This is a genomic window from Streptomyces hawaiiensis (genome assembly GCF_004803895.1).
In the GTDB taxonomy this organism is placed as follows: Bacteria; Actinomycetota; Actinomycetes; order Streptomycetales; family Streptomycetaceae; genus Streptomyces; species Streptomyces hawaiiensis.
This window is the reverse complement of sequence record NZ_CP021978.1, coordinates 7,878,945-7,899,607: the sequence shown is the minus strand read 5'-3', so window position 1 is coordinate 7,899,607 and position 20,663 is coordinate 7,878,945. Positions and strand designations below refer to the sequence as shown.

Sequence of the window (20,663 nt, the reverse complement as noted above, 5' to 3'; positions counted from 1 at the left end):
GCCGTAGGAAAGGGAGGCGCATGCGCGCCCAGGAGATCACCTTCCTGAAGCTCGTCCAAGGGGACAAGCAGTTCCAGGTGCCGCTCTACCAGCGCACGTACAGCTGGGGCAGGGAGCAGCTTCAGCGGCTGTGGGAGGACGTCGGCGAACTCGTCGACCAGCACCTGGCCGGGGAGCCGGCCGCGCCACACTTCCTCGGCTCGGTGGTGCTCGCACCCGGTCAGATCCAAGCGGGTGGGGTGCAGCGATGGCTGGTGGTGGACGGACAACAGCGGTTGACCACGCTGATGCTGGCCTTCACCGCGCTGCGCGACCATCTGAAGGAGATGGGTGACGCGCGCGGAGTCGACCGGGTACACCGCCAGATACTGGTCAACGAGTTCCACGAGGGCGCGGACCACTATCGGTTGCTGCCCACGCAGGCGGACCGGGAGGCGTACACCGCCTGTGTCCAGTCCCGGGCGGACGCCGGCGGAGGCGACAACATCGGGGCTGCCTACCGGTTCTTCCGCGGTGCGCTCACCGAGGGCCACGAGGCGGGCGACGCGCAGTGGGCCGCCACGGTCGAGACGGCGCTCAAGGACCTGCTCTCCATCGTGGAGATCACCGCCGAGCCGGGCGACAACGTGTACCGGATCTTCGAGTCGATCAACAACACGGGGGTCGGGCTCAGTCAGAGCGACCTGCTGCGCAACTACGTGTTCATGCTGCTGCCCAAGCGTGGCGAGCGGATTTACCAGGAACTGTGGCTGCCCATGCAGCGGAGTCTCGGTCCGAAGAACCTCGAACTCCTGGTCTGGCTCGACCTGGTGGTACGTGGCCACTACAAGACCAAGCAGAGTGAGATCTACCGCGAGCAGCAGAAACGACTCCAGCCGCTGACCGGCGATGAGGACGCGCTGCAGCGCGAGATCGAGCAACTTGCCCAGCGAGCCAGGCGATTCCTGCGGATCATCGATCCCGCGCGTGAGCGGTCTCCCGCCCTTCGGGCGGTCCTGGAGCGTCTGGCCGCCTGGGGTGGCCAGACCCACTACCCGCTCACGCTGCACCTGCTGGACCTTCTCGACGCCGGCAGGACGACCCCGGACGACGCCGCCCAGGCGCTGGGCTACGTCGAGTCCTATCTGGTGCGCCGCCTGATCTGTCAGACGCCGACCACCAACCTCAACCGTATCTTCATGGAGGCGCCGAAGGAGCTCGAGACCGACCGACCGGCCGCCGAGGCGGTGAAGCGGTTCCTGTCCGGCCGGCGACGGCGTTGGCCGAGCGACGAGGAACTGCGCGAGGCGGTCCGCACGAAACCGTTCTACTGGTCTGGGCGCCCTCCCCAGCGCAGCTACATCCTGCGCCGCCTGGAGGAGAGCTACGCCGCCTCCGAGCCCGTGGATTTCGCCAAGGCGGCCCTCAGTGTGGAGCACGTCCTGCCGCAACGCCCCGCTCCCGCCTGGTTCGACCTGCTCGCCGAGGAAACGGAGCCGAACCAGACTCCGCAGGAACTGCACGACCTTCTGGTGCACACGCTCGGCAACCTGACGCTGACCGGCGACAACGCCAAGCTCTCCAATCACCCCTTCGAACGCAAGCAGCAGATCCTCGACTCCAGTGCCCTGCGCATGAACCTCGAGATCTCCTCGGCAGAGCGCTGGGGCAAAACACAGATCCTGGAACGTGCCGACCGCCTGGCCGACCGTGCCGTGGAGCTGTGGCCCGGTCCGATCGGCGGAGTCAAGCCGACCGGTGAGGAATCGCCGGGCTGGGTCGAGCTACGTGCCGCTCTCGTGGCGATGCCGAGCGGCACCTGGACGACGTACGGCGATGTCGCCGAGCTGATCGGCAGCCACCCGATGCCCGTCGGGGCCTACCTGGGCGCCAACACGAGCGTGATCGGCGCCTACCGGGTGCTCACCGTGGAGGGCAGGATCTCCCAGCAGTTCCGCTGGGCGGACGGCAGTGACCGGCCGCCGCCGCAGGAACTGCTGGCGAGCGAAGGAGTGCGCTTCGACTCCCTCGGGCGGGCCCACCCTTCCCAGCGCCTGTCGGCCGCCGAGCTGGCCACCCTGCTGGGCAGGGACGTGGCACAGCCCGCCGCCCACGACCCACTCCCCGAGGGGGAGGATGCGGCGGCGGCCGAGCGGTTCCGCGCGCAGTTGCGGGAGAACTCGCCTGACGCGTACGCCGGAGTCGTGGCGGCCCTCGACTTCTGGCGCCGCCAGGGCGGCCACGTGACCTACGGCCGCTACGAGGAGACGAGTTGCTTCCCCATGCTGGACCTCGGGACCAGTCGTCGACCGCACCTGATGTGGCCGGTCGGGATCTACCCCGTCAGCGGAACGGTCGAGGTGGTCTTCCAGTACCTGAAGACCCGCAGCCCCTTCGACGACACGGAGCAGCGCCGAGAACTCCTGAACCGCCTGAACAAGATCGACGGCATCGACCTGCCCGAGGCGAAACTGGAGCTGCGTCCGTCCTTCCCGGTCAGGGTCTTCGCGGAGCACAGTGACGAGATCTGCGAGGTGCTGGACTGGTTCGTGGGGGTGGCGGCGCTGGATCTGGCGCGGCGGGGCTGACGGTCAACAGTCAGTTCGTGACGCGGTCTGGGACACCGTCGGCACCAGCCTGGGTGGCAGCGGGCGGGGCGGGTTCGCGTAGGTGGCGTGCGCGCGTTCCTGCTCGTGGCGCCAGATCTTCAGCAGTGCCTTGTCGGTCTGCGGGACAGCCAGGCCCGCGGCTTTGAGAATGTCGCAGAAGGAGGGCACAGGACCGCCCGCCCTCCCTGCGACGACGGCGGAGAGCATCGGCTCCTCGCTACCGGTTGCTCGCTCGACGTCACCCAGCATGCGACGGGCGCCCTGACTCTTCGCGTCGGTCTTCAGGTGTTCGTTCTCGATCGCGTACATGGCCGAGTTCGCGGGGTCGAAGACCGGGGACGTAAGCGGTGGCCGGCCACGGGGTCGCCGCGTCCGTGTCGGCAGCGAGCAACGAAATCATGTCCCGGGACAGCGGGCTCGGGGTGAGGACCCCTGAACGGGTGGCGCCAGCAGGTTAGTTGGTTAACACGAACCCGACACGTTTGATCACCATTGGCCCACCCGTGACAGACTTGACTGCTTGGACAGGCACATATGCTCAGGCAATGTCACAACCGAACGGGGGCGGTCAGAGTGTCATGGGAAGAAGAGTGGGCTCAGCTCAAGACGGATGCCTTGGCACGGCAGCAGCATTCGGCCCACACGCAGCTGAACCAGCTGCCGGTTGACGGAGGGGGATCCTCTGACAGTCCGGGCGCACTCCGAGACGGGTTTTCCGTGAACGCGGAGTCTGTTGACGGAAGTTCACATCTGCTCATCGAGGTCGCAGGAGTTCTCTACGAGGGGCGGATGGACGCGGAGAACGCTACGGTGTGCCGTGTTCCCCGGTCCCATCCCGATGTGGCCGCGAAAGTCGACACCTTCGCCCGGTACGCCAAGGACCAGTACGACGACGCGGTCGTGCTGCTCGCGGCGCTGGCCGGCCATCTGAAGTCAGCGAACAACGCGTACACCGAGTACGACCAGCACGTCCGCGATCGGCTGCGCTCCGTCCTCGCGGGCGGCAGCTACGTCGAAGCCAAGGACCGGTGATCCGCTGTGGCCTATCGCAAGGACGTCGAGTTCCTGGAGGACTCGAACCCGGCACTCATCGAGCGCAACGCAGCGGAGTTCAACCGCCTGCACAAGCTGATCGACACCACCGACGACGCATTCCGCAAGGCGGGCAAGGTGGACTGGCAGAGCGAAGCCCGTGACCTGTACGTCAAACGCCTGGGCGAGGCCAGGAAGCTCACCGACGCCTTGTCGGAGGCATTCAGTAGGGCGGGTAAGGCGCTCTCGTCGTACGCGGAGGCGGTCACCACCGCCAAGAGCCACTTCAAGAGTGGGCAGCAGACCGAGGGCAAGTTGGCGGAGGTGATGGGCCGGGAGGCCTCCGCGATCACCCCGACCGCGCGCGCTGCGGAGCCCCTGCGGCAGTGGGAGGACCTGCGGGACACCACGGGTGTGCTGGACTGGTTCGCCGAGCTGAGTGTCGACCTGGACGCCATCCGCGAGGACGCCGAGCGCTACTACAACCAGACCAAGGACCACTACGGCGACGCCTTGCGCGTGGAGTCCGAGGCACGCGAGACGTGCATGGCGGTGGTTCAGGCCGCTTACCGTTCCCTGCCCGACTTCCGCAGCACCATCGGCGACCCGGAACAGTTCTTGCAGAACCTGGGCCCGCTGCGCGCCGAGGCACGGCAGGCCGGCGACAACCCCTACGCCCAGCTTCCGGGCTCCGGTCCCAAGGTGGACGCGTTCCCCACGATGGGGGACCACGTTGTGATCTCCGAGCCGCTGTACCGCATCAAGATGCGCGTTGACGGCCTGCCCGACGCCCAGGGCAACAACTACTGGTTGTGGTCCAACTCGGACGAGGGCCGCCGCGAGTACGTCTCTGCCAACAAGGAGCTCATCAAAGCCGCCGCCCAGGACGCCGGACTGCCGCCCGAGATGGTCGCCGGTATCGCCTGGCAGGAGGTGGAGGGCGACCCCGGCTGGCTCGACGACGCGGCGTATGGAGCACGAAGGAACGTTCCCGGTCTCGAGGACGCCGACCAGACGTCGATGGGCCCGATCGCGATCCAGGTCCGCCGGGCCGCCGAAGTACTCGGGTACGACCCGCACAACCTCACCGACATGCAGCGGGACGCCATCGTGGAAGCGACCAAGGACCCGGCCCAGAACACCTTCATCGCGTCCGAGTACTTGGCCCAGCTCAAGGCGGAGAGCAGCTTCGCGGACGTACCGCCGAGCCAGATGACCCGCGCCCAGATGCAGGAACTGGCGGCCCGCTACAACGGCGGCCCCTACTACGAAAGCAGCGACGCCCAGGCATATGGTCGGGGTTTCGACCGGAAACTGGATGATGCGAGAGAGGCACTGAGGTGAGCTTCACCCCGACAGCCGGTGTGCGCGAGAGCCGGCAGCCGAGGTCCCCCAGCCGGGTCGCCACCGCCGTGTGCGCGCTCGTGCTGGCTCTGGCGATGCTGGTGACGGGCTATGTCGTGCTCACCGCCTACATGGTCGAGCCAGACGGCCCCTGGGACAAGCAAGCCGTGGCCAATTCCGGCGTCGCAGCCAGTGTCGGCCTGGCCTTCTCCGGCGTCATGGCCCTGCTGACGTGGCTGTTCTCAAAGGCCAGGTGGCTGGGCAAGTGGTGGTACGCCATCCCCGCAGTGCTGGCTGTCGCAGCGCTGCTGCGGCTGACCCTGCTCGCCCCCGAACTCTGAGTATCTCCAGGTCGACGGGGGATCAGAGTCTGCCTGCCTTTCGTCCGCCAGTCGGACACTTGGGGCGCGAACGCCCCTTCATCGACGACAACCTCACGAAGGAGGCCAGGCTCGGCACCCACGGAGCTCCCAGCCGAACAGTGATCTCGGTGGACATGGTTCCAGCAGGGAGCTCCGCCCCTGTTCAGGCGGCTTGACACAGCCGCTCCACACCTGACTGCACGGCACGGGAACCAGCCTCCGCACGGGCCCGGTTGGTTCTCGTCCCCCGCGGCCGCCCTCTTCGGCCCCGGGTCGGGGTCAGGGCACCTCGTACCGTACGAGTGCCCTGGCGAAGGGCTCGCCGCTGCGCCGGGCGTACGTCATCCGCTCGCGAACCTCGCTCAGGGAGCGGGGACGGTAGCCGGGCCCGCCGCAGCAGCTCTTGTGGAAGCGGACGCCCGCGTGCAGCAGCACGGACAGCGTCCGCCAGGCCGCTGTGTCCCGGCGGCGGGGTGTGGCGAAGGCGGAGCCCACATGGATCAGTGGCTGCGTGCAGCGGGGGCAGCTCCGCTGCCTGTCCCTGTCGTAGGGCTGCTTGTACGAGGCCCGGCAGGGCAGACAGACATACGAGGTCTTCGCGTGGGCCATGCAAGCAGGGTAGGCGCCGCCCGAGCGGAACTCGACGGGATTTCGGCACCGTGGGTGCCCGCAGGTCAGCTCGCCCTACGAGCCGGGCTCACTTGCACCCGTGGAGAGCGAGATCTGCTTGACCTTTCCGCTGTAGTCCCCCACGGCTCCGTCCTGGGTCGCTCCGTCGGAGTAGTGCAGGGCGGACGCCCAGGTCTCGGCATCCTTCGCCAGCCTGCCTTGGTCGTGCGTCGGTCGGAGGGCCGGCCGGAGTCAGCGGTCCCGCCGGGCTCGCCATTCCAGCAGCGCGTCCCTGGCCGTCTCGAAATTCATGGGGCCTTTCTCGATGCGGAGGTCCCGCATGTATTCATAGGCTCTTCCAAGCTCGGCCCCGGGACGGATGCCGAGAACCTCCATGATCTGGTGGCCGTTGAGGTCCGGACGGGCGGACTGCCGTTCGTCCTCGACAGCCAGGTGCTCGATGCGCTCTTCCAGGGAGTCGTAGGCACGCGCGAGGGCATTCGCCTTCCGTTGGTTGCGCGTGGTGCAGTCGGCGCGGGTCAGCTGGTGCAGCCGGCCGAGCAGCGGGCCTGCGTCGCGAACGTAACGACGCACAGCGGGGTCGGTCCACCGCCCGTCGACATAGCCGTGGAACCGGAGATGCAGCTCCACCAACCGGGCGACATCCTCGATCAGTTGCCCCGGATACGCCAGGGCACGAAGACGTTTGCGGGCCATATTGCGCCCCACTACCTCGTGGTGGTGGAAGGAGACACGACCGTCCCGGCCGGTCCGGCGGGTGCGTGGCGTACCGATGTCGTGGAGCAACGCCGCCAACCGCAGTGTCAGGTCGGGCCCGTCCGTCTCCAGGGCGATGGCCTGGTCGAGGACCTTCAGTGTGTGCTCGTAGATGTCCTTGTGACGGTGATGTTCGGCGCTTTCGAACCGCAGGGCCGGCAGCTCCGGCAGGACGTGTTCGGCGAGTCGCGTGTCGACCAACAGGCGCAGACCGGTACTGGGCCGGGCCGCGAGCATGGTAGCCGTGAGCTCCTCCCGCACGTGTTCAGCTGGGACCTCGGTGACTCGTCGCGCCATGGTGTGCATCGCGTCCCTCAGCTCCGATACCGGTTCGAAGCCAAGTCGGGCCGCACCGCGAACCACTCGAAGCATCAGCGGCGGGTCGTTGGCGATCGACGCCGTAGGCGCGCGCGGCGTGCGCAGTACGCGCCGCTCCAGGTCCCGAAGGCCGCCGAAGAGATCCGTCAGGGTCACGCGCGACAGTCCGAGGGCCATGGCGTCGATGGTGAAATCCCTGCGCCGCAGGTATGCCTCCAACGCCTTCTCGTGTACCGCACGTCGGGATCTGGGGGAACGGTCGTGCGGCGGTGTCGGACATGCGCTGATCCGCAGGCTGTAGTTGTCGGTGTCCGACTGCTTGCGCAGGCTCACGACACCGGGTGTGTGTTCTCGGTGAACCCGGACCTCGTCTCCCCAGCCGTGAATGATCTGTCGTATCTGCTGCACGTCGGATTCCGTGACGAAGTCGAGTTCGTGACCGACGTTCCCCTCCAGCGCCTGGCGCACCGAGGTGCCGACCAGCGTGAGGCCCAACCCCGCGGCCGTGAAACGATGCAGGAGATCGTCGACGACCGGCGGGAGCCCTGCCCGCGCCGCCTCCACCCGGGGATCGACAGTTTCCTGGAGTGCGGCCCCGGCCGTCTGGTGTGGTGGGGAATCCGTCGCCCACGGCTGCTTCTCCCGCCCGCGCACCTTGTCCCGTTCGGTTGCCTGTCGCCGTGGCTGAGGCGCCGACGTCGCAGCCCCCTCCGCTGTCTTGAGACGCAGAACGTCGCCCTCCGAAGCCACTTCGAGGGACGGCGTCACGAGTCCCAGGTCGCTCAGGCGGCACCGTTCGAGAATCGTCCACTGAACCGTGTGATCAGGCGACTGCGTACCGATCGACACCTCTCGCGTGCCGTCACGCGTCTCGCACCGGAAGCGCAGCGCGTATCCGGCGGCCTGTACCTCGTAGGGGGAGAGTTCGCTCTCCGGCCCGTATGTGCGAATCATTGGGCGCTTGCCGGGCGCGGCTTGGAGCCTTCTGCTGTCGTCCTTCCACTCGGAGAAGGAGCGGCGGACCATCTGTACGTGCAGAAGGCGGCGTCGCCCTTTCGGCCCGAACCGGATCTCTATCGAGTCGCTGCGGGCATGGGCCTGCTGGACGTACGCGACCGTGATGTTCGGTTGGCCCTGCCCGCGCAGCCAGAGGACGAGGGCCTCTCCGATGTACAGGTGGTCCGCGCTGTTCTCCCCCACGGCGGTGCGGCGGCACCGTACGGGCGGGCGGTGGGCGAAGTGGGATTTCCTGTTACCGCAGGCGCGCAGGGTCAGCACCTGGCCGCAGCCTCCGAGGAGGGCACCACAGCTGAACGCATCGGCACCGTGGAGCTGCCGGAGACGCTGGGCATCCTCTTTCTCGAAGGGAAGGAAGACGGGCTGATGCCCCTGGGATCCGCCCAGGACGGCGGTCTGTACCTTGCGGTTGTCCTCTTCGGTCACGGCCCAAGCCATCTCTGCGCCCCCTCATGTCGCACGCGGAAGTCACCAGAGGGTCACCTGCTGCCCGTCTGCCCAGGTGGACTCCGACGAGTCCCCCGTCGCCCTGGAATCGCCCACGAAGGCACCCTCCGGCATCCATTGCCTCCCCGGAGCGAGGACGCCTCCGGGCGCGGGAACGCCGCATGCAAGTCAGTATCACCTCCATGCACTTAGTTCACAAGAGACGAATCCATGGATCTAGGTCATCGACCTGGCGGGTTCGTTCATGGAACGAGTCAACCGACGAGCTCGCGCGGTAGGGCAGGGGGCCCCTCACACTCTCAGCGATCGTGTCGCGCCCTCTTCTGGAAGTGCTTGGATGACCGCGCCGGGCGACACACGACCACGATGCGGCGGAACTCATCGAAGCGCCCCTACGGTGATCCGATACGCTGCACAGGCCGGATCCGGTGCTGCTGCTTTCAGCCGCCAGCGCTGACCTCGGTCCTGCACTCACGGACTGCCGAGGACGTGCCGCCAACTCGCCTCGTTCGGCGCTCACTCAGCCTTGCCCGTCCCCTTCCACCTCGCTCCCACGCCGACGGCGCGCTCGCTCGGCGATCCCGCCGACGACTTTTTCCTTTGCCGAGCTGGCCCGGTCGAGGGTCACCTTGCCGCGGCTTCTGGCGGCGTCGACGCCCTTCGCTCCTGTCTCGAGCGCCTTGTCCCTCACCTCGGCGGCCGCGTCCACCCATCGTCTCGCCTCCGACGACCGGCGACCGGACTCGATCCCGAGCCTCTCGTGGAAGTCATGGACGCCGATCGCGACTTGGTTGCTCGACTGGACCGCAGCCGGGGACTTGGCCGGGTGCAGCAGCACCTTCGCGTTGGCCGTGCCGGCGACCGCGTCCATCCGCGCCACCAGACGCTCGGTGCTCCGCGAGATGAGTTCCTGCCGGTCCTGCCGGGCAGCCTTCAGTCCAAGGCGATGACCGTCCAATTCCTCCGGGGACGCGTCCAGCACCCGGTCGAGTTCGAGCACGGCGATCGCGTCCTGCAGTTGGAAGCAGCGAGCCAGAACGGCGAGCCACTCCCGAACCGGGGACTCGGCTTCCCTGACCGTCACGGCGAGATCACCGATCTTGGACTGCCGATCCATCTTTTCCGCGACCGCGTCGAGTTGACGCAAGGCGTACACCTGGGTCTCCGCGATCGCCGTCGGCGCGTCCTGCACCTTCGACCACATGGTCTCGTCGACCCTGCCCCTCGCCTCGCGGATGGTCATGGTCTCGTCGATGACGATGCCCACTCCGATCATGCGGGACAGCACAGTGTCCTTCTGGGCGCGCAACACGTCCTCGACCTTCGCGTCGATCGCGGCGAGATAGTCGGTGATCTCGTCCATGCTCTGTTGCATCGCGACCTGCGACATGAGCTTCGCGGCATTGGCGAGATTCGCCGGGTTGGTCAGAAACGATCGGGGTCCCTTCACGAACTCCACGAATCCCCTGATCTGGCCCTTCTGCCCCTTCACCACGCCCGTGCTGAAACCGGTCTTCGCGCTTTCCCTCAGCCCGTACTTCTTGACGAGCTGTGCCGACTTCGGAGTCAGCTTTACCCAGCTACCGGATTCCGCGGCGAACTCCGAACCTGCCTGCGCGACCGCGGCCCCTGCGCCGAAGACGGACTTGAGCCATTGCGGTCCGAGAGCCTTCGACGACGACAGCCCCTCCGAGATGAGGAAGCGGTCGACATCCGCCGCGTTCCCGATGACCATCAGTCCGTCATCGTCACTGATCAGCTGGATCTCGTTGTCCATCGCCCGCTCCTGAAGTCGCTTGTCGCAGTTGTGGGTGGTCGGAAGTGCGTGCGGCGATCGCCGGGCACGGCCGAGGTCTTCCGATGACGGGAGGGCGAGGCACCGGCCCGGGTAGGGCAGGGCGTGCTTCCCTTGCGCCGACGTGGAGTCGGCGTCCGGGCAGACACCAGTTCCTCATGGTTCGGGGCATGTTCGAGCCGGCCCGTCGTCGGGCTGGCAGCAACTCGGGCACGACCCAGTCTTCCTGGTCTGCTGCGTCGTGGCGCCCGACCACCGGTGCCAACGCTGCGGAACTGGAAGCGCACACGCTGCCTGGCCGCGCCCACCTGTTCACGCATTCCCCCGGCCATGCGCGCCTGCCCGCCGAGAGGGCGGGCGGCGGTTGATCGCCATCAGTATGGGACCCATGCACTCAGTTCACAAGGCCAAGCATGTTCAATAAGCGCGTTCGAACAGCGCTCCCACCATCGGTGGCATAGGTTCGACAGTCGTCGGAATCCGAGGTCGGGAGGGGCACATGCAGAAGGGCACTCTTGAGTACGAGCAGGCGCTGGACGCCGTGATCGAGATCCTGCGTTCGCGGGCACGTCAGGGCGCGGCGCCTATTCCGTACGGTGATCTGAGCAGCGAACTGGCACGACTCGGTCATCACGTCCCCGCCCACGAGGGCCCTATGCCTTACCTGTTGGAGGACGCCTCGGTCAGGGAAAGCCCGGACGGATCGCTGCCCCTGCTGTCGGCACTCGTGGTGCTGAAGGACAGTGGCTGGCCGTCCGGTGGGTTCTTCAAGCTGGCCCGGCGGGCACCGTACAAGCGGCCGGGCGACGACGTATTGCTGTGGACCCGGGAGATCGAGAAGCTGGCGGAACACTACGCCGATCACTGAGGGTCTGCTTCGTCGGTGGTGCGGCGGCTTTCGCTGGGCCTTTCCCCGACGAGGGGTAGGCGTCATGAGGCCGTAGTGCGGAGCTGCACCTCCACCCAGACCATCTTCGTGTACGTGTCGCGAACCATGTATCCCCACCGGTCCGCGTACGCCTGGACGAGAAGCAGTCCGCGGCCTGAGGTCCCGTCGGCGGGCTGCGAGGGCACGGGCGGCGGGAGGCGCTCGGGGCGAGTGTCCGTCACCTCGATTCGGAAGCCGTGGGGCAGGAGCAGCAGCGTCAGGCGGAAGTCCCGACCGGGGAGGCTGCCGTGGCGGACCGCGTTCGACGCCAGCTCGGCGGTGACGAGGGCGACGGCGCGGGCCGGGTCGGAGTCGTACGAGAGGCCCGTCCACTCGGTGAGCTGCTGGACGGCGAGCCGGCGGGCGAGGCGGGCGCCGCGTCTGGTGCCGCTGAAGCGCAGGGTCAGTTGGCGGGTGGGAGCGTGAGGCGGCTTTGCCTCGTCGGTGAGCTGATGGTGGGTCACAGTGCCAGCGTGGTGGGGTGGACGGCCTGCTGACCAGGTACGACGGCCGTACGTCGTCCTTGTCGTACGGAGTGGGCGGCGTGCTGCGGGGTTGGTTGTACGGGGCTTGTACGGGCGTTGTACGGGTCCGGCGCGTGTCCCGGTCGCCGCGCGTCGCGTTGGACATGGACCGGTGGCGAGCGCGGCCGTGGGCGGGGCGCGGAGCAGGATGGAAGGGCGTGGGACTGTGAGGACGGTACGGGACGTACGGGACACGCGGACGAGGCGGGGCGCGAAGACGAAGGACGAGGGGCCCGATGTGCCGGGCGAGTGGTCGGCGTACGGGGTGCTGTTGCAGTACCTGCGCAAGCGGGCCGGGCTGAACCAGCAGCAACTCGGGGACGCGATCGGCTACTCCCTGGAGCAGGTGGCCTCAGTCGAGCAGGGGCGGCGGCCGGCGAAGGTCGCGTTCACGGCGGCGGCGGAGCGGGCGCTGGAGGCTGGCGGGGTTTTGGAGGCACTCCAGGGAGAGGTGGATCGGGCGAAGTTGCCGAGGTTCTTGAGGAACTTCGCGCTCTTCGAGGCGGAGGCGGTGAGCCGCTTCTCGTACGATCCGCTGCTGGTACCCGGGCTGTTGCAGACGGAGGCGTATGCGAGGGCGGTGTTCGCCGGGCACTGTCCGCCGCTCAGCGAGGAGATCATCGACCAGCACACGGAAGCGCGACTGAGTCGGCAGAAGCTGCTCACGCGAGTGCCGCTCGCCGAGTTGTCCTTCATCATCAGCGAGGAGGCATTGCGCGATCCGGTGGGCAGCCCGGAGGTGATGCGTGCACAGTGGCAACGGGTACTGGAGGTGGCCGCGTTGCGGAACGTGGAAGTCCAAGTCATGCCCGTTCGGCGGGGCTTCCACCCGGGCAAGAACGGCCCGTTTGTGGTGGTGGAGACGCACGAGCACAAGCAACTTGGGTACTTCGAGTCCCAAGGCGTTGGGTGCATCGTCTCAGAGCCCGCCGAGGTCAGTGCCTTCGCCTTGCGGTATGGCAAGCTGCGATCGCAGGCCTTGAACGTCGAGGAGTCTGCGCGACTCATCGAACGGATGGTTGGAGAGACATGAGCGTGGAGCGGATGGCCGAGCACGTGGACGGGCTGCACTGGTTCAAGAGCAGCTACAGCGGATCGGACGGCGGCGACTGCGTGGAGGTGGCCGCCGGCATGGGCGCCGTGTACGTACGGGACTCGAAGGTTGTGGGTGGCGGGCCGATGCTGCGGATCGGCCGGGGCGAGTGGGCGGCGTTCGTGGCGCTCGCGGTGGAGTAGGGCCGAGTACGGCTTCTGAGCGGAACAACGGGCTCGCTCACGTCACTTGGGGTGACGTGAGCGAGCCCGTTGTCATGCCGACGGCTCAGAACAGGGCGCCCTCAGCGCCCTCTCCGAAATCCGACCCACCTCGCGCGGCAAGCTGCTCCTTTCGCTTCCGAATGGCCTCGGGCGACGGCGGGGGCAGGTCGGGATACTTCTCCCTCGCCTTCTTCTCCGTCACGCCCTTATGCAAGCCGAGGTGAACCTCGTCGGCGTATGCCTGGTGGTTCAGCTGGCGCAAGCGGTCGATGATCTCGGTTCGGGCGAGGAGGCCGATGGTGTAACGGGTGCCTTGGTCGGTCTCGTGGAAGCTGTGGTCGAGCGGGTAGGTCTCGTGGGTCGGATGAACGGGTGCTGTCTCCCCATCGTTGTCCAGTAGGTCATGCCAGCCGTACGCCTCGATGGCGGCAACGTCGACCTCTTTATGAATTTGGCGAAGTTCGACAACATCCCCGTCCTGACAGTCGCTTCTATGAAACAAGTTGTAAATCTCAGTGAGGCCAACATTGCGCGATCTCATCAATTCGCGACGATAGGCGTCGAGATGGATCCCAGCAACACGAAGACGAGAGGTGAACGGAGGGCGCGCAAGGGTCTCAAAAACGTCAGTTGGAGTATAGCGAAGGTCACCTTTCATAGTGGAGGCGCGATCGATTGCCCACCAATAGTGAGGAGCACTACTCAGCAAAGCCAAGAGCTCATAGCTATTGGAAGCAAAGACAACCGTGGCCTCGCTGAACACTGGGCCCGTAGGAACCATTACCGGCATTACCGTATGAGTGTGTCGCGTCATGACGATGCAACGCTCATTCACCGCGAGCCGCTGATACAACTCCGGTCGCCTTCGTTCGTAAAGCCACCACTGCTCACGTGCCGACTTGCTAAACTTAACTTTCAACCGTTCTGGTTTCACGTCACGCAGAACCTTGCCGTAAGCCAACGCATACTCCCCTGCGCGACTCTCCGACCAGTCGTGAAAGTTAATCACCCATCGCACTGTTCCATGCTCCGGATGACCGTTCACATCTTGACCGTTGAGATAGGGGAACAGGATTTCTCCATAACGTTGATCCTGCTCAATCCAAGCATGGGCTTCACTCTCGGGCATAGTGAACCCAAGCCCAAGAACGATTGAGCCCTGAAAGCAAAGGCCTCCATTACTCAAAAGAGGCTCACCCCAAAATCGTTCCCGCGTAGCCGGAGTTAGCGAGGTTGAGATTCCCTTAGGTGCAACGGACTTCCCCAACACGCACGTCGCGTTATCAGCAATCACCGCTCCACTAGTCCACACCGCGCAGTACTCCAGCACTGCTGAACTTGACGGCCACGGAGCACTCTTGATTGCCCGCCGGATCACCACCCCAGCAAGGTCAAGCTGGTCGAGCCCAACCTCACGTGTGTCTCCCTGGGCCAGGGTATTGGTGGCGATGAGTCCCGTCTGCCCGCTTCCGTTCAGCAGCTCATGCGCCCGCAGTTCGAAATACGCTACCAGGTCGGCACTCCCTCGCTTGCCGCCCGCCAGGTAGTCGACCATGTACTCCCGGTATGCGTCACCCATTGCGCCAGTGAGTTTCTGGCCACCCAAGAACGGCGGGTTACCCACAATCGCGTCGAACCCGCCCCCGCGCGAAAACACCTCCGGAAACACCAACGGCCAATGCACCGGCCGCCGCTCCAAGGCCCCCTCCGGCAGCTCCGCCCCCAGCCACTCCTCCGCCGTAGCCCGGGCCGCCCGCACCACCTCGGAGTCGTCCTCAACCCCGTCCTCCATGATCCGCTGCACGATCCACGCAGCGCGCGGGAACAGATCCCGCACCCGCTCCCCGCCCTCCTCCTCGTACCAAGGCACCCGCCCCGAAGCACAAGTAGCCAGCGCGGCCCCCGCGATGAGGTCCCCCACCAACCGCAGTCGCCGCGAATGCCGGTTGACCTCCTCCAGCCGCTCCCGCTTCTCCTGGAGCGCCGGCAAGTCCACGCCCTTGATGGCTGTGATGGCCAACCGCTCCCGCGTCAGCTGGTCCACCAGCTGCCGGGCCTGCTCGGCCAGGATGTCGGTCTGCTGGTCTGGCTTCATGTGCACCGACTGGATCTGCTCCATGTCGTGCACGCCCAGCAGCGAGTCGCCCGCCACCAACCGGTCGTCCAGGAACGTGAACGGCCGCCCCGGGTCCATCGACACCAGCCACAGCGACAGCTTGGCCATCTCCACGGCCATCGGGTTGATGTCGACGCCGTACAGGCAGTGCTCGATGATCTGGCGTCGCGCCTCGACGACCACCGGGTCCTGCTCCGCGTCCGCCGCCGTCAGGGCGTCCACGGCCCGGCCCGCCCGGTACGCCATCGCGTCCGCGCGGCCCTCGGACTCCCACGCCTCGATCAGGCGGTCACCCAGGTAACGGCAGGCCGCGACCAGGAACGCCGCCGAGCCCATCGCGATGTCCGCGACCTTCAGGTCGAGGATCTGGTCCGCCGACTTCAGGCGCCACTCCCCCGTATCCGCCGTCTGGAGCGGGCCGGGCTCGTACACCAGCGGCTCCAGCGCGTGCAGCACGACCTCCTCCGCCAGGAAGCGGGGCGTGTAGTGCGTGCCCGTGTTCTTCCTCAGGGAGGACTCCGTGACGTACAGCGCGCCGTTCGGGATGACCGTCGGCAGGCCCCGCAGGTCGTCACGGAGGATGCCGACGAACGGCAGCAGCCGCTCCGTCAGCGCCGGGTCCTTCGTCACCGCGTTCAGCCGGCGCCGGGCCTCCGCCGCGTCCTCCGTGCCCAGCGGGGCGAGCTTCTTCTCCAACTGGCCAGCCGTCGCCGGGGGCTTCGGGTCCTTCCACTTCTCGTGGATGGACGTGGCGAGGGTCTTCACGGAACCGCCGGCCTTCGCCGCCAGCGCCTCCAACTCCCGCAGGGTGACCTCGTGTTCCAGGCCCTCGGGGCCGATCAGCCCCACCATGTGCTCAGTCGCCCGGCGCCCGTCGAAGGACAGCAGACCCTCGTACACGTAACCGATCTGCTCGACGTCCAGCGCGCGGAAGCTGAGCGTGCGGACCTCGCGGTCCTTGCCCTTGCCGACGCGGACCTCCTGGACCGCCTGGAGCATGTGCAGGACCGTGCGGTCGTCGATGGGGAGGAGCGGGGTGGTGCGCTCCAGCCACGGGTACTTGTCGGGGTCGAAGATCGAGCCGTCGTAGGCCGGGAGGTGGAAGCCCGAACCCGGGTGGTCCACTCCCCCATGTACGGCGTGGAAGAGGGCGATCAGGCGGTGCCACGCGGACGTCGTGTGCTCCAGCGACGTCTCGCCCTCCTCGTCCGCCCGCGCCTTCAGCTCGTCGCGCAGGAAGCGGGCGGAGTAGGAGCGGGCGTACACCTCGTTGTCCGCCGGGAGCAGACCCCGCTCCTCCGCGAACAGCAGGAAGACGACGCGCATCATGACCGCGACCGCGCCGCGGTAGACCTCACCCGCGCTGACACCGGACGCGTGCAGGCCCGGCGCCCCGTGCTCGACCGCCCGCACATCGGCGCGCCCTATGGCGTCCACGAGGAGTTCGACGGCCTGGCGGACCTGGACGCCCAGCGCCTCGGTGACGTCCTCGCCCGCCGCGACGCTCGCCTTCAGCAGGCCGACCAGCGTCTCGGCGTCGTCGTACTCGAAGAATCGGCGGCGGCGCAGCAGGGACACGAACGCGCGGACGACGTTGCGCTCGGCCCGCTCGTTCCAGCCGATGGAGTCGAAGACGGCCGTGGTCGTGACGCCGCCGAGCGGGGCCCAGACCAGGCACCACCAGCGGCCGTCGGTGACCAGGCCGAGCGGTACGCCGTGGTGGCGCAGGAGGCGGGCCAGGCGGTCGGCGGGGGCCGCGGACCAGTCGCCGCCACCGCCGACGCGGGCCGTGGGCGCCGTGCCGGACGGGACCGTCATGCCGAGCAGGCGTACGCGCTTGGCGGCGGACTCCGCGTCCGGTTCGACCGCGAGGTCCGTGTCCGGTTCGACCAGCGCGAAGTCGGGCCGCACCTCAGTGTTGTGCTCCGCGACGCGCAGGGTGAGGCGGTCGAGGCCGTGGTGCTCGGAGTCGCCCTGGCGGAACGCCAACGCGTCGTCCCAGCACAGCAGGCGGCCGAGCACGTAGGCCACCCACTCGTCGCGGCCCGCCGTCGTGTCCGTCTGCCAGTCGGCGTGGCGGGCGCGGAGGCGGGCGCGCTCGTCCTCCTCCAGGGCGTCGAGCTGGGGCCAGGCGCGCAGGAGGACGGGCATGGTCAGGAAGGGGCCGGAGACCTCGGTGAGGTCGAGCCACTCCTGGTGCTGCCGGCGGCCGTCGGCGGCCTGGGCCTTGGCTGCGGCTACTCCGGCGCTCATGGGGCGGCGGGGGCTCATCGGCGGGCTTCCTTTGCGGGGATCACGAAGACGACGGCGGCGGGGAAGAGGTGGGAGCGGGGCTCGCGGTAGCGGGCGGCGATGGCGGCGAGTTCGCGTTCGCGTTCGGCGGGGAGCCCTTCGAGGCGTTCCTGCCAGCGGCGGCGGTCGTCCTCGAACTGGCGGCGCTCGTGGCCGGTCAGCTCGTGGGTGGACAGCAGCGCGAGCTGTTCGCCCTCCCCTTCGCCCTCCTCCTTGAGCTTGGCGCGCAGGGTGGCCTCGAAGCGGTCGAGGGTCGCGGTGATACGGCGTTCCTCCTCCGCCCGGCGGTCGGCGAGTCTGCTCTCCAGCTGGCGGCCGAGTTCGCCGGCGCGGGCCTCCAGGGACCGGTAGAGCGGGTCGCGGAGTTTCGGCCAGGCCTCGGTGAGTTCCTTGCGCAGGTGCAGGGCCGCCTCGATGCCCTCGGTGAGTGCGTGGGAGAGGACCCTGCCCTGTTCGTTCACCGACTCCCAGCGGCGGAAGCGTCCGGTGTCGCCGAACCAGCCGCCCGAGTACAGCACTTCCTCGTGCAGGCGGGTGCCGTCGGTGCCGACGAGGACATACCGGGCGTAGGCGGAGACGAGGGTCGTGGTCACGGCGGGGTCGTCGGAGACGACGGCGGTGACGCGGTGGAGGTCGATCAGGTCCGCGTTCCAGACGGCGGCGGTCAGCAGGCGCGTGGAGAGGGCGACGAGCGGGTGCTTGAGGTGGGCGAGGACCACGTCGTCCCTGCCCTGGGCGGCCACCGCCGGGGAGAAGGTGAGCGGGCGTTGCTCGCCCTCGCGGAGCTTGTGCGCGAGACCGCGGGTGGCCCGCTCCCAACTGCCGGACAGGGGCTGCACGTCGAAGAGGTCGCCCGGCTCGAAGTCCTCCGCCCGCAGCGTGGACGGCAGCAGCGGCGGCTGGTTGTCCAGCGCCAGCGCGGTGTCCACGACGCGCTTGACGTTGCCCGGGGTGAGGCCGAGCGCGCTCACCGTCTCGTCGTACTGGTCGGCGAGCCGCTTCGTCTGCGCGGTGACGTTCTGCTCCGGGGCGACCTCGCCGCCCGTGCGGCGGCCTTTGATCGGCTTGGGCTTGGCGTTCTCGATGTCGACCGGTGCGGTGTCGCCGGTCATCCGGCGCTGGACGGCGTCGGCGAGGACGGCGTTGACGGAGCCGAGGTCGTGCTCCATACGCGCGACCTTCTTGGCGACCCGGGAGAGGAACTCCAGGTCGGCCTCGTACGAGCCGGCCTGCGCCTGCTGCCAGCCGGAGCCGATGAAGTGGGTGATTTCCGGGTCGTGCTTCTGACCCCAGCGGTCGATACGGCCGATGCGCTGTTCGAGCTTGTTGGGGTTGAAGGGGATGTCGTAGTTGATCAGGCGGTGGCAGTGGTTCTGGAGGTCGATGCCCTCGCCGGCGGCGTCGGTGGCCAGGAGGATGCGGACCCTGCCCTCCGCGCGGGACGGATCGGTTTGGAAGCCGAGGCGGATGCGCTCGCGCTCCTCGGCGGACAGGCCGCCGTGCAGGCGCTCGACGCGGCCCCCGTCGGTGAGTTCCTCCTGTTGGAGGAGGTCGTGGAGCCACTTCTGGGTGTCGCGGTACTCGGTGAAGACCACGACCCGTTCGTTGGTCCACTTCTTGCCGTCGGGCCGGCAGACGGCCTTGAGTTCGGCGATCAGCGCCTCGGCCTTGGAGTCGGGCGCGGCCTCGTGGGTGAGGGCCCAGCGCTCCATCTCCTGGAGCAGGTCCAGTTCCTGGCCGTCCTCCGCCGGGGTGAGCGAGGTGGAGCGGGTAAGGGCGTCGTCCTCGGCGTCGACCAGTCCCGTGTCGTCGAGGTCGGCGACGAGGTCGGCGAACTCCTCCAGCCACTCGGGGACTTCGGCGGCTGCCGTACGGCCGCGCGCGGGGCCGGTGTCCTCCAGGTGGGAGAGGTAGACCTGGACGGTGTGGAGGAAGGCCGCCGGGGAGGAGAACAGCCGCTTCTTCAGCAGCAGGGTCACCAGGTCGGCGGCGCGGCGGCCGCCCCGGGCCTTCGGGGTCAGCTTTCTGCGGCGCAACTCGGCGAAGGAGCTGAGCAGTTGGTGGATTTCACGTTCCTGCTGGGTGTAGTCGACGGAGAGGTCGTGCATCCGGCGGTTCCGGAAGCGGCGGGTCACGCCGTCCCGTTCCGTGATGGACGACTTCAGGCGTCGTACGACCGTGTCCCTGAGGGCTTCCTTGTCGGGGTCGACGCCGCGTGCAAAGCGCTGGTCGTCGATGAGTTCGAGGAGCGCCGTGTACGACTCGGGATAACCGTTGTGCGGGGTCGCGGAGAGGAAGAGCCGGTGCTCGAAGTGCGGGACGAGGCGCCGGATCAGCTTGGTCTGCTGGGAGTCGACCGCGTACACCTGCTTGGGGGCGGCGGGCGCGACGTGGTGCGCCTCGTCGAGGACCAGCAGGTCGAAGAAGCGCTTGTGCTCGCCGTCCGTGCTCTCCTCGGGGGCGCCGATGACCTCGTCGAGGAGGCGCTGGGCCTTCTGGCCGCGCAGCCAGGGCAGGGAGACGATGGTCAGCGGGTGCACCCGGAAGGGGTTGGCGGCGGTGCCGTGGGTGCGGCGCAGGCGGGCGCAGTGCTCGGAGTCGACGATGGTGAACTCCAGGCCGAACTTCTCGGCCATCTCGTCGCGCCACTTGAGGGTGAGGCCGGCGGGGCAGACGACCATGGTGCGGCGGGCCCGGCCGCGCAACATGAGTTCCTGCACGACGAGGCCGGCCTCGATGGTCTTGCCGAGGCCGACGTCGTCGGCGAGGAGGAGGTTGACGCGGGGTGCGCCGACCGCCCGGGAGACCGGCTCCAGCTGGTACGGCTCGACGGCGACGCCGGAGCGGAACGGGGCCTGGAGGGTCCTGCCGTCGGCGGAGGCGACGGCGGACCAGCGGACGGCGTCGAGGAACGCGGCGAGGCGGTTCGGGGAGTCGTAGGAGCCCGTGGAGGCGTCGGGCAGGGAGCCGGCGGGCAGGACGCGGCGGCCGGGCTCGACCTCCCAGATCACGGAGAGGGTGTCGCCGAAGCGGCCGTCGGCGACGGACTGGAGGTGGACCAGAGTCGCGGGGCGCCGGTTCTCCTCGCCGTCGGGGGCGGCCGGGGACGGCTCGACGCGGGCGACCACCCAGGACTGGCCGCGCACCTCGACCAGATTCCCCTCTTCGGGGAGCGGCTGCGCCCCCGTCCGCTCGGTCTCGCGCTGAGCTGCTGGCGTCATGGGCGCTGTTTCCCCTCGGTGTTCACCTGCCGTCGT

General features: G+C 68.0%; 14 protein-coding genes. 7 read left to right on the top strand and 7 right to left on the bottom strand.

All coding sequences use genetic code 11. The features are described from left to right. Window positions 1–20: 20 nt before the first annotated feature. On the top strand, window positions 21–2,567 hold the full coding sequence (locus tag CEB94_RS35955; RefSeq protein WP_175436125.1) for a GmrSD restriction endonuclease domain-containing protein: 2,547 nt from the start codon (window positions 21–23) through the stop codon (window positions 2,565–2,567). A 3-nt stretch (window positions 2,568–2,570) separates the two neighbouring features. On the opposite strand, the gene CEB94_RS35950 is transcribed toward CEB94_RS35955, so the two are convergent. Then, on the bottom strand, window positions 2,571–2,897 hold the full coding sequence (locus CEB94_RS35950) for a hypothetical protein (protein WP_175436124.1): 327 nt from the start codon (window positions 2,895–2,897) through the stop codon (window positions 2,571–2,573). Between the two features lie 531 nt (window positions 2,898–3,428). On the opposite strand from CEB94_RS35950, the gene CEB94_RS41305 reads away from it, so the two are divergent. The 3 genes from CEB94_RS41305 to CEB94_RS35935 are packed head-to-tail and all read left to right on the top strand — an operon-like array spanning window position 3,429 to window position 5,305. Further along, complete coding sequence (locus CEB94_RS41305) at window positions 3,429–3,620, top strand: hypothetical protein (protein WP_246112023.1); 192 nt, start codon at window positions 3,429–3,431, stop codon at window positions 3,618–3,620. A gap of 6 nt (window positions 3,621–3,626) precedes the next feature. After that, complete coding sequence (locus CEB94_RS35940; RefSeq protein ID WP_175436122.1) at window positions 3,627–4,964, top strand: hypothetical protein; 1,338 nt, start codon at window positions 3,627–3,629, stop codon at window positions 4,962–4,964. Further along, entirely contained in the window at window positions 4,961–5,305 is a 345-nt protein-coding gene (locus tag CEB94_RS35935) for a hypothetical protein (RefSeq protein ID WP_175436121.1), read from the top strand. Before CEB94_RS35940 ends, CEB94_RS35935 begins: the two co-directional genes overlap by 4 nt. 300 nt (window positions 5,306–5,605) lie before the next feature. Here the strand turns inward: CEB94_RS35935 and CEB94_RS35930 are convergent, their stop codons facing one another. The 3 genes from CEB94_RS35930 to CEB94_RS35920 form a co-directional block, all read right to left on the bottom strand. Further along, window positions 5,606–5,935, bottom strand: a complete 330-nt coding sequence (locus CEB94_RS35930; RefSeq protein WP_175436120.1) for a deoxyxylulose-5-phosphate synthase — start codon at window positions 5,933–5,935, stop codon at window positions 5,606–5,608. A 252-nt stretch (window positions 5,936–6,187) separates the two neighbouring features. Then, entirely contained in the window at window positions 6,188–8,056 is a 1,869-nt protein-coding gene (locus tag CEB94_RS35925; protein ID WP_246112022.1) for a CCA tRNA nucleotidyltransferase, read from the bottom strand. Window positions 8,057–9,014: 958 nt separating this feature from the next. Then, complete coding sequence (locus CEB94_RS35920) at window positions 9,015–10,271, bottom strand: hypothetical protein (RefSeq protein ID WP_175436119.1); 1,257 nt, start codon at window positions 10,269–10,271, stop codon at window positions 9,015–9,017. A gap of 517 nt (window positions 10,272–10,788) precedes the next feature. On the opposite strand from CEB94_RS35920, the gene CEB94_RS35915 reads away from it, so the two are divergent. After that, a complete protein-coding gene (locus CEB94_RS35915; RefSeq protein ID WP_175436118.1) occupies window positions 10,789–11,157 on the top strand; it encodes a hypothetical protein in 369 nt (122 codons plus the stop codon). A gap of 62 nt (window positions 11,158–11,219) precedes the next feature. On the opposite strand, the gene CEB94_RS35910 is transcribed toward CEB94_RS35915, so the two are convergent. After that, window positions 11,220–11,681: an ATP-binding protein gene (locus CEB94_RS35910; protein ID WP_175436117.1), complete on the bottom strand. Its 462-nt coding sequence runs from the start codon at window positions 11,679–11,681 to the stop codon at window positions 11,220–11,222. 208 nt (window positions 11,682–11,889) lie between these two features. Between CEB94_RS35910 and CEB94_RS35905 the strand changes: the two genes are divergently transcribed. Then, the gene (locus CEB94_RS35905) at window positions 11,890–12,774 is read left to right on the top strand and encodes a helix-turn-helix domain-containing protein (RefSeq protein ID WP_175437309.1); all 885 of its coding nucleotides are present in this window, start codon (window positions 11,890–11,892) and stop codon (window positions 12,772–12,774) included. Beyond that, window positions 12,771–12,977 carry a DUF397 domain-containing protein gene (locus tag CEB94_RS35900; RefSeq protein WP_175436116.1) on the top strand — a complete coding sequence of 69 codons (207 nt, stop codon included), beginning with the start codon at window positions 12,771–12,773 and terminating at the stop codon, window positions 12,975–12,977. The genes CEB94_RS35905 and CEB94_RS35900 overlap by 4 nt, the downstream gene beginning before the upstream one ends. Window positions 12,978–13,062: 85 nt before the next feature. Here CEB94_RS35900 and CEB94_RS35895 read toward each other — a convergent pair whose 3' ends face one another. Continuing rightward, a complete protein-coding gene (locus CEB94_RS35895) occupies window positions 13,063–17,385 on the bottom strand; it encodes an Eco57I restriction-modification methylase domain-containing protein (protein ID WP_175436115.1) in 4,323 nt (1,440 codons plus the stop codon). After that, window positions 17,382–20,627 carry a DISARM system SNF2-like helicase DrmD gene (gene drmD / locus CEB94_RS35890; RefSeq protein ID WP_175436114.1) on the bottom strand — a complete coding sequence of 1,082 codons (3,246 nt, stop codon included), beginning with the start codon at window positions 20,625–20,627 and terminating at the stop codon, window positions 17,382–17,384. Before drmD ends, CEB94_RS35895 begins: the two co-directional genes overlap by 4 nt. Window positions 20,628–20,663: the final 36 nt, after the last annotated feature.

Coding starts and splice junctions, on each gene's coding strand:
- CEB94_RS35955 (WP_175436125.1), top strand. CDS start 21: ATGCGCGCCCAGGAGATCACCTTCCTGAAGCTCGTCCAAGGGGACAAG.
- CEB94_RS35950 (WP_175436124.1), bottom strand. CDS start 2,897: ATGTACGCGATCGAGAACGAACACCTGAAGACCGACGCGAAGAGTCAG.
- CEB94_RS35930 (WP_175436120.1), bottom strand. CDS start 5,935: ATGGCCCACGCGAAGACCTCGTATGTCTGTCTGCCCTGCCGGGCCTCG.
- CEB94_RS35925 (WP_246112022.1), bottom strand. CDS start 8,056: ATGGTCCGCCGCTCCTTCTCCGAGTGGAAGGACGACAGCAGAAGGCTC.
- CEB94_RS35920 (WP_175436119.1), bottom strand. CDS start 10,271: ATGGACAACGAGATCCAGCTGATCAGTGACGATGACGGACTGATGGTC.
- CEB94_RS35915 (WP_175436118.1), top strand. CDS start 10,789: ATGCAGAAGGGCACTCTTGAGTACGAGCAGGCGCTGGACGCCGTGATC.
- CEB94_RS35905 (WP_175437309.1), top strand. CDS start 11,890: ATGGAAGGGCGTGGGACTGTGAGGACGGTACGGGACGTACGGGACACG.
- CEB94_RS35900 (WP_175436116.1), top strand. CDS start 12,771: ATGAGCGTGGAGCGGATGGCCGAGCACGTGGACGGGCTGCACTGGTTC.
- CEB94_RS35895 (WP_175436115.1), bottom strand. CDS start 17,385: ATGAGCCCCCGCCGCCCCATGAGCGCCGGAGTAGCCGCAGCCAAGGCC.
- drmD (WP_175436114.1), bottom strand. CDS start 20,627: ATGACGCCAGCAGCTCAGCGCGAGACCGAGCGGACGGGGGCGCAGCCG.